Genomic DNA, 14,272 nt, shown 5'->3' on the forward strand with positions numbered 1-14,272 from the left:
ACGCGTTGCCAGAAGGCATCTGACACTTCCCAAGATTCGATGCGAGGCATAAGACCCCCGTTTGAACACCTTGGGAAACAATATAAGGAACGATTGACGAAAAGTCAATTATTTACGGATAAGCACTAAAATCTACATTCGACATTCCACATTCAATAGACCTTATCGACCTTTGTGCCGGGGTAGTAGTGTGTCAGGATGTCCTTAAACTTCTTGCCCTGCGACGCCATAACCCCTGCACCCACCTGACACATCCCGACCCCATGCCCCCAACCGGCGCCCTTCAGATGGAAATTAATCGGCCGGCCATCCTCGCCATACTCGACGATAATCGCAAAGCAAGCGCTTTTTAGATAGCGTAGGCTGAGCGTCGCGCGGATGTTCAGTTCGCGCTGAATGCGAAGGTTCTTCTTGGTGCCCTGAATCTCGATCTCCATCAGCCGTCCCGAAATGCCGCGCCGGATTGGGACGACGTCGATCAACTGGCCGATGTCTTCGCCCGACTTACGCTTGATGATATCCTCCAACTCCCGGCGGGTGTAGGTTACCTCCCACCGGAAGTTGTCCGACGCCTTCTGCAGAATCGTCGGAAGGTCGCCGAAAGCAGCGGTATTGCACCAGACCTTCGGCTTCGCTTCGACCCACCGGGCAATTTGCCGCTCGCTTGAAAGATCGATCCCCTCCAGGCCTGCCACCGGCTGGTCGGCATCCCAACGCCCCTTAAGGTGCGGTGCATCGGGTGGATTCCAGACGTTCACCTTGTCTTCGCTGTGTCCGCCGCAGGTCGAGGAATAGACCGCTTCGGCGACTGCGTGGTTCAGCATCAGCACCATACCGCGCGTCTCTTCGACGGCCTTGGCAGCGCGCTTATCGTCGTTAGTGCTTCCGGTGTAGGCTTGACAGTGCACGTGAGCGCATAGGTCGAACGGGTCGTTGGGGTGCTTGGCTCCCATCTTGGCAAGGACTTCGCTGCGCGCGGCAATAGATTGGGCCTTAAGCGCATCGAGCGGATACGAAGCCGGCATTTCCGACGGTACGACACCCTTCAGGTAAAGTTCGAGCGGCAGTTCGGTATAGGCCATGAGAAGCGCACGGTGATCGACGGCGATTTCGATCACGCCGGGGTATTTCCGATCCACTTCACGTTCCCAGTGAAAGCCGGTGCCTTCGCGGACGTCGTAAAGCGTTACCTGAGTGGCTTCGCCCGCAGTGGCGATACGGAAGCCGTCGGAGGCTTTGAATCGTCGTCCGCTGCTGTCAGCTTCCTCGACGATGTCGAGGGACCCGGTTGCCGGACGGACGACCTGGCGAATGACGCGGGGGGCAAACTCCTCGCGAAACGGCTCCAGTCCGCCCTTGGCTTCCTTTTCGGTGGGCCACCGTCCGACCAGGACGCGGTATTTGACGTTGTCAGCGATGAGGCGCCCGTCGATATAGACTTGATCGCCGATCTCGGCAACCCGTGCCGGATGGCCCTCGGTGATGAGGCGGTCACGCAGACTATCGGCCGAATCGCGGTCGGCAAAAGCGGTGGTCAGTATACTGAACGCAACACGGGCTTCGTCGGTCTCATCGGGGAGCACCATCCAGCGCGACTGCGATGACACTGCGGAGGCGATCACCACACCTCCTTTGCCAATTAGATCGAAGGGGCCATCGACCGAGAATTCGATGCGGTCGTATTCTTCCATGATGCCGACGCGAACGATCGGGTCGGGACCTCGCAGATCGCGCCGATAGGCTTTTTCGGCGCGACGCGGTGCGATGGTAGTATCGGCCGCTACAAATCGCGGCTTCGGCTTGGCCATTGGTTCCTCTAAGAAACGCTTGCTACAGGCGCTTAACAGGAAGGTCGCAGGGATAAACGCGACGACCGTCCGGTAAGCAAGGGAAAATCTCGAACTCACAATCCGCCGGCTACTGCGGGCAGCGGTTTGACATCCCGACCGAGCCAGCCGAACCGGTCGGCAAGGTCGTGTAGAAGACGGGCGGCAGCCTCGCCTTGGGGCGATTTAACGACGACTGACACGATGCCGGGTTGAGCGACCAATGCGAGACGGGTCAAACCATTCCCGTCGAGCAGAGCGATCAGTTCACCGGGAATGTTGCCCGGGACACCCCCGCTCCATCCGATCAGGGTAACCAGGTCGACATCTCCCGCACCGGCGGCTCGGATGAGGGACCAAACTTCGCTCCCGTGCGTGAAATGGAGTAGGTACTCGCCTGATCCCGGAACTTTCGCTGAACTGCCGCGACTCCAGTGCAGACTCCGCGCCAAAGTTATGGCGGTTGCCGGCCCCTCAAGACTCGGATGCGCCACGACCCGGGTTCCCTGCGACTCGAGTCCCTTGATCGCGAGCGGCACCTGCCATTGACGGGCGATCGCTGCGGCCCGCGTTTGAACGACTCGCGCACCCGTCGAAGCCATCCGCTCCAATCCTTCGTAATCGATTTCCCGAATCGGCCGGGCGCTTCCCACGATCATCGGATCGGCAGTGAAAAGACCTCCGGCCTCCTTGATCAACTCGCATCGATCGGCCTTCAAGGCAGCGGCGAGGGCAACCGCTGTCGCATCCGACCCCCCCCGGCCAAGGGTGGTGATCTCGCGCTCGGTCGAGACCCCTTGGAAGCCGGCAACAATCGGAATGCGACCTTGTTCGAGGGCGTCGCGAACGCGGTCGCCTTTGACGTCGATGATGGTGGCGTCGGTGTGCCGGGTGTCGGTGATAATGCCTACTTGCGACCCGGTAAACGAGACTGCAAAAGCCTCGCCGGTGGCATTTATGGCCATTGCAAGGAGCGCCATCGCCAATCGCTCACCGGTCGAAAGTAGCATGTCGAGTTCCCGCTCGTCGGGATGCGCGGCGACACGCCGCGCCAAGCGCATAAAGTAATCGGTCGTTCGGCCGGGTGCCGAGACAACGACCACCGGCCGGTCGCCGGACCTGTAGGCTGATACGATGTAGCCCGCCGCCCGCCCGATACGCGCCGGTGATTCGAGCAGTTTCCCGCCGAACTTCATCACCACCAACGCCATTTTACGCCTCAGCCGGAAGATCGTTCATGCTGTATAGCCCCGGAGCCTGCTTCACAATGAACCGGACGGCTCCGGCGATACCGCTGATGAAGGCTTTGCGCGACCAGGCGCGGTGGATCAGGATAACTTCTTCGTCGGCGCCGAGGAAGCGAACGACATGCTCGCCTGTCGCACCGCCGCCGCGCTGGGAGACTATCGGCACGTTAGTCCCCGTCGCTGCCTCCACCCTCGCCGCTATACGATGCGCGGTGCCGGACGGAGCGTCGGCTTTAGCCTTATGGTGCAGTTCCGAGAGGGCAATGTCATACTCCCCCCCCAGGAGCGTTGCCCCCTGAATCGCAAGGGTCTCCAGCACCCGAGCTCCTGAAGATAGATTCGGCGCTATCAGGAACGGCACAAACCTGGAAATCTCCTTCCAGTGCGCTTCGATCTCAGGCCCGAATCCGGTTGCGGCTACGATCAAGGGCTTGCCCCACTCTGCTGCGCGACGGGAATGCTCGATGGCAGCCCCTGCAAGGCTGAAGTCGAGCCAGACGTCGGCTGTAGGCAAAGCACCTCCATCGGCGAGCACTTCGACGCCGCATAACTGGCTGCCGACATCGGGATGATCCGGCCGCTCGATGCCTCCGGCAAGGGAGAGATCTACCGCATCAGCGATAGTCTCTGCCGATAGGCGGCCCATCCGACCGCAGATGCCGAAGAGCAGGACGCTCGTCATTCGAGGTGAGCGGTCGCTGCAAGCGCCGCTCGGATCCGGGCCCGGGTAGCACTCGCTACCGGAGCCAATGGCAACCGGACCGGCCCCACCCGCAAGCCTACAAGGTTCATTGCCTCCTTGACCGGCGCCGGATTGGTCTCGAGGAAGAGCGCCTCATAGAGCGGCGCGAGTGCCCGGTCGATCGAAAGCGCCTCGGAAAACTGCCCCCTCAAAGCCAACGCTACAAGTTGCCCGACTGTCCTGGGCTTCAGGTTCGACACCACCGATACGACCCCGGTTGCTCCAATGGCCATCATCGGCAGGGTCAGCGGATCGTCGCCGGATAAGACCGCAAACTCCATTGGCACTTGTCGTGCGATTTCGGCAACCCGCCGAACTTCACCACCGGCATCTTTGATGCCGATGATATTGGGATGCCGCGCCAGTTCGAGGGTCAGTCCGATCGATAATCCGGTTCCGCTACGGGTGGGAATGTGATAGAGCACCATCGGGACGGGAGAGGCTTCTGCAGCGGCGAGAAAGTGGCGCCTTAGACCCTCCCCAGTCGGCTTATTATAATAAGGAACAACGATTAAGACGCCATCGGCACCGAGTTCGGCAGCGCGATGGATAAGTTCGATGGTATGACGGGTGTTATTGGTGCCGGCTCCGGCGATGACCTTTAGCCGACCGCTGGCGGAATTGACGACAGTCCCTACGACGAGTTCCCATTCGCGGCGCTCAAGTGATGGTGATTCCCCTGTTGTGCCGCAGGGAACAACGCCGGTTAGTCCGGCTCCGGCGGCTTGTTCGACCAGTTCGCCGAGTCGTCCGGTATCTATCCGACCGCGGGTAAAGGGCGTTACAAGCGCGGTCCAGACTCCGGCAAGTTGGCCGGCACTTAACGACTGGCGAGACATAAGCCGCAATATAGCATTCCTTGCTGCTATTGTCAAGCGCAGGTTAGCGTGGTGATGGCTGCGGTCGGGAGCGCCTTGCGTCGGGGAAGGGAAAGGTGTTATACTTTAGGTCTATGTTCTTCGGCTCTGGTCGAAGCGAAGCACCACATCATTCACATGGCTCACTCCTACACCCCCGGTCTGCGTGTCGCCCGACAGACGCGCATTGTCAAAGAACGGCGCCTCCCCTTGCGCGGCGACGTCCTCGTCCAAATCGGCGACCTCGCTGCTGCACGTCAGGTTGTCGCCCGCACAGAACTACCCGGCAACGTCCACCCTCTCAACTGTTGCGGTCAACTCGGTATTCTGCCCGCCGACATCGAAACCGCACTTTTGCTGAAACCCGGTTCGCCCGTCGCAAAAGACCAGGAGATCGCGTGCGCGTCGAGTTTCTTCGGCCTCTTCAAGAGCCGGGTGCACTCGCCGATCGTCGGGACGCTCGAATCGGCTTCGCCGGTTACGGGCCAGTTAATCCTTCGCGAACCGCCGATTCCGGTTGAGGTCTCAGCCTATATCGACGGCACTGTGTCGCAGGTCTTTCCCGGTGAAGGGATCGAAATCGAGTGCCGCGGCGCGTTCATTCAGGGGATCTTCGGCATCGGCGGTGAGCGGCACGGGACGATCCGAATGATGGTCGCCTCACCCGACCGGCCGCTCGATGCTGCAGACATCACCGGCGATGTCGCCGGAATGATCCTCGTCGGTGGAAGACGGGTGACGCTCGAAGGCTTTCGCAAGGCGGTCGAAAAGGGCGCAGTCGCGGTCGTCGCGGGAGGTTTTCTCAACAACGACTTGAAGCGGCTTCTCGGCTACGAGCAAGGCGTCGCCATCACCGGGCACGAGGAGGTCGGTGCCACACTCATCCTTACCGAAGGCTTCGGGGATATTGCGATGGCAGCACGAACCTTTGGCCTCCTGAAGGAAAATGAGGGACGGGGCGCCTCCGTCTCGGGCGCCACCCAGATTCGTGCCGGAGTCATCCGGCCCGAAGTGATCATCCCGATCGAGACGGCTGTTAGCGGCGACGGTGAAGCGAAAGAGTCCGGCGGGCTCGACATCGATGACGTCATTCGGGTCATTCGCCAGCCCTGGTTCGGAAGGATCGGTCGGGTAACGGGGCTGCCGGCGGAATTGCAACTCCTCGAATCAGGCGCCAAGGTGCGGGTTCTCGAAGCCGATCTCGGCGATGGGGAGCGCATCATCCTGCCGCGAGCCAACGTGGAGTTGATTGAGGAATGAGCGCCAATACACCGCGATCTCCGCGTCTCGGCGAGCGATCCGAGTTTCTAAAATCCTCTCATAGAGACCTAAACCGACCCCCCGTGCAATTGAGACTTGTAGTCTTTGGACTGCTGGCTCTCCTGTTCGCCTTGCCGCTCCCGGCTCAGGACTTCCAATCCCGTCCCCTCGAACGGCTCATCGATGCTCCCGTTCCCGGTGGGCCGGCATCTGGAGGATATGAGTTCGCCCTGAAACTTTCGCCCGACGGAGGTGCGCTCGCAGCCTTCGATGTCGGCATTTTCGAGCGGTTTGCCATCGGCCTCTCCTACGGAGGCGATGGAGTAATTGGATACCAGAAGCCCGACTGGAATCCAGCACCGGGGGTGCGGGCTTCGCTGCGATTGCTAAATGAATCGATCTTCATCCCCGCCCTTGCCATCGGCTACGACAGCCAGGGCCAGGGCGCGTGGAACGACAGCCTGGCGCGGTATCGTTTCAAAGCCAAAGGCCTTTACGCAGCGCTAGCCAAGAACTTTGCGATGGGCAGTCTGGGTGAGATCAGTTGGATCGGGGGCGTCAACCGGAATCCGCAGGAGGAGGGCCCAAAGCGGCTCGACGCCTTTGCCGGATTTGACTACCGACTCTTTGCAACGCTCGCCTTGCTGGGCGAGTTCACCGGTGCGCTCGACGACCGAAATGACCCGCGATCGCTCGGTCTTTCGCGAGGTTACCTAAATGCCGCCGCCCGCTGGTTGATCGGACGGCAGTTAGCCGTCGATCTGATCTTCCGCGACATCCTGTTGAACCAGCCTACTGCAGCCCGTGGCGGCGCTGGCATTGGGCGGGAGGTGCGCATTGTCTATGCCGAACGGCTCTTTGGCTCGTAACAGGCGAATGTTGCGATGACCCGGCACTTCAAGGCAGGACAATTCGACCTTACGCTCGGAGAGCGGACGCTGGTGATGGGCATCGTCAACGTAACGCCCGATTCGTTCTCCGACGGTGGGCTTGCCTTCGAACAGGAGGCGGCCATCGCCCGGGGACTGCAACTCGCCTCCGAAGGCGCCGATATCCTCGATGTGGGAGGGGAGTCAACCCGTCCCGGCAGCGAGCCGGTGCCGGCGGGTGAGGAACTGCGGAGGGTCCTCGCGGTAATCGAAGCCCTGGCCGGCGAGGTCTCGATCCCCGTCTCCATCGACACCTGCAAGTCGTCCGTCGCCCGGGAGGCGATCAAGGTTGGGGCTTCCATTGTCAACGACATCAGCGCCGGGACGTTCGATTCCGATATGGCCAGGGTAGTCGCGGATTCAACAGCCGGCGTCGTCCTGATGCACATCCAGGGAACTCCGCGCGATATGCAGAAGAACCCCCGTTACAACGACGTCGTCCGCGAAGTGGGCGACTACCTGAAGGGTGCGACTGTGCGCTTCGAGCAGTCCGGGGTGGCGCGGGAAAGGATAATGGTCGATCCCGGGATCGGCTTCGGCAAACTGCTTGAGCACAACCTGTTGCTCCTAAAGAACCTCACCGCTTTGCAAGGGATCGCTGCCGGAGTCTTGTTAGGCGTCTCGCGCAAGTCGTTCATCGGGCTTCTTACCGGACGACCTGTCGGCGAGCGAACTAACGGAACCCTGGCGACCATCTCATCTCTGGCTGGACGGGGCGCCGATGTCGTTCGGGTGCACGATGTCGCCGCGACCGTTGAAGCATTGAAGATCGCCGATGCTATCCGTTCCGGTCACGCCGTTTGGCCGGTAGCAGGATAGGACGGTGGCTGCGCGACGGCTGACGTCGTTCCCGGGAGTGGAGACCACCCTTCTTCCGGGCGGGCAGATCGTCCTGATACGCCCGCTGCGCATCGACGACATCGGCCAGGTGCGAACTATCGAATGCCTGGCGTTCGACGACCCCTGGCCCGGGGAGTGGTTTGAGCAGGCTATCGCGTCCGGCGACATCTGCTGGGTGGCTGAAGCGGACGGGCACCTTGCCGGCTACCTCGTAGCCATGCGGGAGCGCGTTCAAGTGCATCTGGCCAACCTTGCAATCGCCGAACTGTGGCGGCGTCGCGGGTTAGGACGGTTGCTTGTTGAACGGCTCATTGCCTATGCCAGAGTGTCCGGCGCCATCCGCATCCGGCTTGAAGTCCGCCGCTCGAATAATCCGGCGCGAGCCCTTTATCGCAAGTTGCAGTTTCGCACCGGACGCATCCTGCCGGGCTACTATCGCGGCCAGGAGGATGCACTGGTGCTGATGCTGACTTTGACCCCCAAATCGGAAACTGACAAGCCTTATGGCCTGGTTTAAGCGCGACCGGGAGAAACTCACCTCGGACGAAAAGCGTCCGGTGCCGGACGGCGTATGGTTGAAGTGCGATTCGTGCGGTGAAATCCTCTACCGCAAGGAACTTTCGCGCAACCTCGAAGTCTGCCCCAAATGCCGCTACCATTTCCGCGTCCCGGCGCAGGTCTTCATCGATCTGCTGCTCGATTCAGGAAGCGTCGTCGAGCACGACCAGAAACTTCACTCGACCGACCCCCTTGAGTTCCGCGACAGCGCCAAGTATAGCGACCGGATCGTCAAATCGATGGCTGCGACCGGACTCGGCGACGCGATCCGGTGTGTGTCGGGATCCCTTATGGAGCAACCGGTCGAGTTAGGAGTCATGGACTTCTCCTTTATGGGCGGGAGCGTCGGGTCGGCAGTAGGCGAGAAATTGGCCCGGGCAATCGACCGCGCCATCGCCGGCGGCAACGCGCTGGTAACAGTATCCTGTTCCGGCGGGATGCGAATGCAGGAGGGCGTATTCAGCCTAATGCAAATGGCCAAGGTCTCGGCGGCATTGGTTAAATTATCCCGCGCCCGGAAGCCCTATATCTCTATCATCGCCAATCCGACGACCGGCGGAACAACCGCCAGTTTCGCCATGCTCGGCGACGTCAACATCGCCGAGCCGCGTGCCTTGATCGGCTTTGCCGGGCCAAGGGTAATCAAGCAGACCATCGGGCAGGACCTGCCGGAAGGTTTCCAGACCTCGGAGTTCCTGCTCGAAAAGGGCTTCCTCGACATGGTCGTCGAGCGAGTAAAGTTGAAGCAGACGGTCGGGACGCTGTTGGGGCACTTGATGGGAAGGAGTTGATAGGGGGGGAAGGTGTGAGTGGTGTTTTTGTTGAAGATTGCCAGTTTAAATGTGTGCCGGACGGCTTCGTCCGGCATGTGAGGGATAAGATGTGGTGCGACTGGAAGCAGAGGGGCTGCAGACTCTGCCAAGGCGCTGCTGCTGCGGGAGTGAGAAGGCAAAGGCGGCCCTGCGCTATTTCAAAAGATAGTAATTTTTGAAATAGCGCAGGGGGGGTTTTCAAATTTTAGATAATCGCTGTAAGTGGTGTTAGAATGCGAACTTGGATCCTGCCTAATATCTGCTTGAGAAGATAAGCGCAAAAGGCACCGATCGTCTTGCCTGTGAAAGCGGGCATCCAGATGAAGTTGACCTGGCTGGGTTCCCGCCTTCACGGTGACGACTCTCGAAATATCTGGCATTACTGCAAGTCACCATTAGTTCACCACTCCAGTCCACTATTCATTGACAGGATTGGAATCCTGTTATACATTTTAGGTTCATTATTCAAGTCCTTGTCCCCTTGTCCCCTGATCCTAATCCCCTCCTCACCGCAGCCTTAGCCCAGGGTCTGACCGCGGAGGAGTTCGCGAGCATCTGCGAAACTTTAGGCCGTGAGCCGAATCTGACCGAAGTGGCAATCTACGCCGTGATGTGGTCGGAGCACTGCTCATATAAAAACTCGATCCTCGAACTGAAGACGCTGCCCCGCTCCGGCGGACGGCTGCTCGCCCAAGCCGGTGAAGAGAACGCCGGGCTGGTCGATATCGGCGACGGCTGGGCGGTGGCGTTCAAGATCGAATCGCACAATCACCCCTCGGCAGTTGAGCCGTTCCAGGGTGCGGCTACCGGTGTCGGGGGTATCCTGCGAGACATCTTTACGATGGGCGCGCGGCCTATCGCGGTGCTCGACAGCCTCCGCTTCGGCATTCCCGAAGGCCGCGATAAGTCGCGGCAAGCCTACCTCTTCGACGGCGTAGTCCGCGGCATTGGGCATTACGGGAACTGCTTCGGGGTGCCGACCGTTGCCGGGGAGGTGGCGTTCGATTCCTCCTATTCCGGCAACCCACTGGTCAATGCCATGGCCGTCGGCATCGTTCGCACCGACTGTATTTGCCGCGCCAAGGCGGCCGGTCCCGGCAATCCGGTTTATTACATAGGCTCCCGCACCGGTCGCGACGGCATCCACGGCGCGACCTTCGCTTCCGATGAACTCTCCGCCGATAACGAAGCGAAGCGCCCCTCGGTGCAGGTGGGCGATCCCTTCGCCGAAAAACTGCTCCTTGAAGCAACTCTGGAACTGGCCGCGACCGACGCTCTCGTCGCCATTCAGGACATGGGCGCGGCAGGACTTTCCTGTTCGTCTTCCGAAATGTCCGCCGCCGGCGGTGTGGGGATGTCTCTTGACCTCGACCGGGTGCCGCTCCGCGAGAACGATATGGAGGCGTGGGAGATCATGCTCTCCGAATCACAGGAGCGGATGCTGCTCGTGGCAAAAGCCGGTCGGGAAGAGGAAATCGTCCGCACCGTTGGCAAATGGGACTTAAGTGCCGTAAAAGTGGGGACGGTCACCGATGACGAACGGCTCCGTATAATGAGGCACGGCATCGAAGTCGCAAATATCCCGGCGAAGTCACTGGCGCTCGGTGGAGGCGCACCGCAATACCGCCGCGATTCGCGCCCTCCGGCTACGCTCGATGCGCTGACCGAATTCGATCCGCTGATGCTGCCCGATCCGGCCGATCCGGGAGCAACGCTCCTGAACCTGCTTGCCCATCCTGACATCGCCTCTAAATGGTGGGTCTTCGAGCAATACGACCAGTCGGTTCGGACCAACACGGTGCTCGAGCCGGGGCGCGGCGATGCAGCGGTTGTCCGCGTCGAAGGAACGACCAAGGGCTTGGCACTCAAGACCGACGGCAACGGTCGCAAAGTGCGCATCGATCCTCGTGTCGGGACGGCGCTTGCGGTCGTCGAAGCTGCTCGCAATGTTGCTTGCACCGGCGCGCTCCCGCTGGCAGTGACCAACTGCCTCAACTTCGGGCATCCTTACAAACCCGAGGTATATCATTTCTTTCGTGAAGCCGTTGCCGGTATGGGCGAAGCCTGCCGCGCGCTCGAAACGCCGGTGACCGGTGGGAACGTCAGTTTCTACAACGAAACGGAAGGCGAAGCCGTCCTTCCAACACCGGTCATCGGTATGTTGGGGCTCCTCGACGATGTGCGCGACTTCGTCCCGGGATATTTCCAGAGCGAAGGTGACCTTATTTACTTACTCGGCACGGCATCAGGTCACGGTCTGGGGGGGAGTAGTTACCTGAATGCCGTTCACCATTTGATGGCGGGAGCGCTCCCAGTGCCCGACTTTGTCGCGGAGCGATGTCTTCATAACCTGCTCGTTTCTGCGGCCAAGGCAAAATTGATCCGTTCCGCGCACGATGTATCCGATGGTGGTCTCGCGGTAGCACTGGCGGAATGTTGCATTATGAATGCAGAATGCAGAGTGCAAAATGCAGAATGGACTTTTGATTCGAAGACGGTGTATGGAGCAACTATTGATTACCCGGTAGAGAGATCCACTGCGGCGCATCTATTCGGCGAACCGCCAGGCTTGGTAGTGGTGAGCGTGAGGGCGGAGAGTGCGGCGCAGTTTGAGAGTCTAACCCGGGAGAACAGCGTCGCAGCCCGGCAAATCGGTCGGACAGGCGGTAGTTCGTTGAATTGGAGAGACGTCTTCGAATTGCCACTCAACCTGCTCATTGACGCCTACTATAGGTCGATTCCTTTATTGATGGAAAATCAGAAGGGATAAAGCCTTAACGCATTAGGACGGCTTTGACGGTGCGGGAATGGGAGCCGGACTGAAGGCGGAGGAAATAGACTCCCGATGGCATATTGACTTCTGATGTCATTCTGAACGAAGTGAAGAATCTGAACTGATGCGTGCCAGGCGAGAGGGGCCCGTCGTGGAGGCGGAGAATTTCCCTGCCGTCTATCGCGTAGAGGCTGAGCCGGACAGGAAAGAGACCCCCTACCTGTGCACTTGGAGGGCGGACATTCTTGTCCGCCCTTAGGGCGGGCAGGAATGCCCGCCCTCCAAGATCAACTGTCACCATCGCTTGGTCGTTAAACGGATTCGGCGCAATCGAGATCATGAGGGGATCATCATTCCGGCGAAAGCCGGAATCCAACCCAAAATCATCCACACTCAGCATTCCCACATTCACCGCCCATCTTTGCACATCCTCCTCCCATTCCTCCTCGCCGACCTGCTCCCGCGCATACCCGCTCACAACATACCTGCCGGTGTCTTGAAATGAAATGGACAAAGTGGACTCAATGGATAAAGTGTCCGCTCCGTCCAGTGTCCACCAGAACTCAATCGAGTCGTTGTTGGCATTGAAGGGGATTAGTTCGAAGGTCGCTTCCTGACGAGGCTCAAGGGAAATTTCGGGCACATTCGGCTCGAAGGCCCGAATGACGCCGCGCACTTGAATCGCCCACTGGACGCTGTCTGCAGGCACCGGATCGACATTCGGGTCGAAGACCCTGGCTTTCAGAGCATACCCGCCCGTCCAGTCGAACGCGTAGGACCGGATTCCGATCCGGTCATCCCCTCCCACTTCCTCCCACCGCACCGCTGCGGAGTCGTAGAGCAACCACTCATACCGCAGGTTCTCCCTATCGCCAATGTAGGCAACCGAGTCGAGAGCGAATTCGATTTCGCTGTTGCGTTGGAGGGTGATGGAAAGTGTATCGGGGGTGTGGGAGGCGATTAGCAGGTCGCGGACGTGGACGAGCCAGCCAGTTTCTATCTCGCTATTTCCAGCCAAGACCTGGCAGGAAGCGCGAATATCACCGGTAGTTCGAAATGTATATATCAGAATAGTGTCCTGACCAGCTGGCTCTCCGTCGACCATCCACCGATATTCCATTTCGGCCTGCCAGGGATTTCTGGCACCAACGCTGAATGTGAATTCTTCATCCTTGAGAAGAGTCAGGATTGAGTCAGGAGGTGAAATATGATAGAACTCAAGTCCTAAAATCAGAGGCTCGAGCCTGATTAATGCGCCGTCTTCACCACTTTCTTCATCATCCCAGTTCTTCAATGTTCCTGCGATTACGGCTTCCCGTCCATTTCGAATCACCACAGACTTGTAGTCAATTCGTGTATTCGGCGTCAGGCGATCGGCCATCGCCACCGAGTCAGCGATATCTATGACTTCTCCATCCGGATTGATGCGCAGCACAAGCGGAACATGAGCCGAACCTCCTCCGAGAATCGGAGCATGCGACCAACCAACGAGAAGCAAAGTCCCGTTTGCGAATTGTGCCAGACTCTCACCGGCAGGGCTGCCACCACGTTCAAGGCGATAGGCTCGTTGAAAGATGAGGTCTCCGTTATTTTCTATATATAGGAGATAGACAGCTCCTCGATCTCGCAACTCCCCCACCTGACAAATTCCACCAATGTAATATCCGCCGTTACGACTCGATATCATAGACGTAAAGGTGGTCGAAGAGTAGCGATGCTCGTCGATAATGTAATCGCGAGACCAGTCAACATCGCCATCAAAATCGACCTTCCATATCCGGCCATAAAGCCTCGATCCTTGAGCATCGGCATGACGCCCGGCAGCGAGGATTCCATCCTCCATTTCGCGAATGGCAAAGATACCGCTTTGATAACCGTCCGGATCGAGATTGCGCTCCCACACTGGATCGCCATCGGAATTGGTCAGCGCGATATAACTCGAATAGCGCGTGGCTCCTCCTGCGAGGACGAACCGCTCGTCTTTAAGTTCAATCACAGCCTGGCAGCGAGTGGCATCGTAAGTCCGTTCCCAGAGTTGCTCGCCGTCAGCAGCAAGCAGTCCGGCTACGAAGCGGGTGTTTGGGAAGCCGATTTCGCCACCATAGAGGATATTGCCGGCATTGGTCTCTATAACTGAGTAGTTATCTGATCTCTCGCCATCCCTAACCCGCTGCCAGACCATATCACCTCCCTCATCGGTCCTGAGAATCCACGCCTCGAGGCGAGATGATCCTACGGCAACCATTCCGCCATTGTCCAGAGGAAAGAGGTCGTTGAGAATCTCAAAAGTTGCCTCACCGGCGTCGTAAAGATCAACCTGTGCTGCGCCCTGGGCGAATGACAATGCCGGACATATTAAGGGCAAAATGTACTTATAAAGGCTCATTATCTATAGATCATTGAATCAGCAAGCGGGCATCACTTCACA

General features: G+C 59.1%; 11 protein-coding genes. 6 read left to right on the forward strand and 5 right to left on the reverse strand.

What is annotated here, in order from left to right; genetic code table 11:
* Positions 1-152: 152 nt before the first annotated feature.
* From FJY67_02510 to FJY67_02525, 4 genes are all read right to left on the reverse strand, one after another.
* Entirely contained in the window at positions 153-1,808 is a 1,656-nt protein-coding gene (locus tag FJY67_02510) for a SpoIID/LytB domain-containing protein (protein MBM3328331.1), read from the reverse strand.
* 95 nt (positions 1,809-1,903) lie between these two features.
* Positions 1,904-3,037, reverse strand: a complete 1,134-nt coding sequence (locus FJY67_02515) for a hypothetical protein (protein ID MBM3328332.1) — start codon at positions 3,035-3,037, stop codon at positions 1,904-1,906.
* A 1-nt stretch (position 3,038) separates the two neighbouring features.
* Positions 3,039-3,755: a hypothetical protein gene (locus FJY67_02520; GenBank protein ID MBM3328333.1), complete on the reverse strand. Its 717-nt coding sequence runs from the start codon at positions 3,753-3,755 to the stop codon at positions 3,039-3,041.
* Complete coding sequence (locus tag FJY67_02525; protein MBM3328334.1) at positions 3,752-4,654, reverse strand: 4-hydroxy-tetrahydrodipicolinate synthase; 903 nt, start codon at positions 4,652-4,654, stop codon at positions 3,752-3,754. Before FJY67_02525 ends, FJY67_02520 begins: the two co-directional genes overlap by 4 nt.
* 156 nt (positions 4,655-4,810) lie before the next feature.
* Between FJY67_02525 and FJY67_02530 the strand changes: the two genes are divergently transcribed.
* The 6 genes from FJY67_02530 to purL all read left to right on the forward strand — a co-directional run bounded on the left by FJY67_02530 (position 4,811) and on the right by purL (position 11,841).
* The gene (locus FJY67_02530) at positions 4,811-5,932 is read left to right on the forward strand and encodes a hypothetical protein (GenBank protein ID MBM3328335.1); all 1,122 of its coding nucleotides are present in this window, start codon (positions 4,811-4,813) and stop codon (positions 5,930-5,932) included.
* A gap of 89 nt (positions 5,933-6,021) precedes the next feature.
* Positions 6,022-6,801 (forward strand): hypothetical protein, encoded by a 780-nt coding sequence (locus tag FJY67_02535; GenBank protein ID MBM3328336.1) that lies wholly within the window; start codon positions 6,022-6,024, stop codon positions 6,799-6,801.
* A gap of 15 nt (positions 6,802-6,816) precedes the next feature.
* Positions 6,817-7,680 (forward strand): dihydropteroate synthase, encoded by an 864-nt coding sequence (folP, locus tag FJY67_02540; GenBank protein ID MBM3328337.1) that lies wholly within the window; start codon positions 6,817-6,819, stop codon positions 7,678-7,680.
* 4 nt (positions 7,681-7,684) lie between these two features.
* Positions 7,685-8,218 (forward strand): ribosomal-protein-alanine N-acetyltransferase, encoded by a 534-nt coding sequence (gene rimI, locus FJY67_02545; GenBank protein ID MBM3328338.1) that lies wholly within the window; start codon positions 7,685-7,687, stop codon positions 8,216-8,218.
* Entirely contained in the window at positions 8,205-9,050 is an 846-nt protein-coding gene (locus FJY67_02550; protein ID MBM3328339.1) for an acetyl-CoA carboxylase carboxyltransferase subunit beta, read from the forward strand. Before rimI ends, FJY67_02550 begins: the two co-directional genes overlap by 14 nt.
* A 502-nt stretch (positions 9,051-9,552) precedes the next feature.
* The gene (purL, locus tag FJY67_02555; protein ID MBM3328340.1) at positions 9,553-11,841 is read left to right on the forward strand and encodes a phosphoribosylformylglycinamidine synthase subunit PurL; all 2,289 of its coding nucleotides are present in this window, start codon (positions 9,553-9,555) and stop codon (positions 11,839-11,841) included.
* A 4-nt stretch (positions 11,842-11,845) separates the two neighbouring features.
* On the opposite strand, the gene FJY67_02560 is transcribed toward purL, so the two are convergent.
* Complete coding sequence (locus tag FJY67_02560) at positions 11,846-14,230, reverse strand: hypothetical protein (protein ID MBM3328341.1); 2,385 nt, start codon at positions 14,228-14,230, stop codon at positions 11,846-11,848.
* Positions 14,231-14,272 lie beyond the last annotated feature (42 nt).

It is taken from the genome of Calditrichota bacterium, from assembly GCA_016867835.1.
In the GTDB taxonomy this organism is placed as follows: Bacteria; Electryoneota; AABM5-125-24; order Hatepunaeales; family Hatepunaeaceae; genus VGIQ01.

Excerpts from the sequence above, each read along its gene's own strand:
- FJY67_02510 (MBM3328331.1), bottom strand. The coding sequence starts at position 1,808 with ATGGCCAAGCCGAAGCCGCGATTTGTAGCGGCCGATACTACCATCGCA.
- FJY67_02550 (MBM3328339.1), top strand. The coding sequence starts at position 8,205 with ATGGCCTGGTTTAAGCGCGACCGGGAGAAACTCACCTCGGACGAAAAG.
- FJY67_02515 (MBM3328332.1), bottom strand. The coding sequence starts at position 3,037 with ATGGCGTTGGTGGTGATGAAGTTCGGCGGGAAACTGCTCGAATCACCG.
- folP (MBM3328337.1), top strand. The coding sequence starts at position 6,817 with ATGACCCGGCACTTCAAGGCAGGACAATTCGACCTTACGCTCGGAGAG.
- FJY67_02560 (MBM3328341.1), bottom strand. The coding sequence starts at position 14,230 with ATGAGCCTTTATAAGTACATTTTGCCCTTAATATGTCCGGCATTGTCA.
- FJY67_02520 (MBM3328333.1), bottom strand. The coding sequence starts at position 3,755 with ATGACGAGCGTCCTGCTCTTCGGCATCTGCGGTCGGATGGGCCGCCTA.
- FJY67_02525 (MBM3328334.1), bottom strand. The coding sequence starts at position 4,654 with ATGTCTCGCCAGTCGTTAAGTGCCGGCCAACTTGCCGGAGTCTGGACC.
- FJY67_02530 (MBM3328335.1), top strand. The coding sequence starts at position 4,811 with ATGGCTCACTCCTACACCCCCGGTCTGCGTGTCGCCCGACAGACGCGC.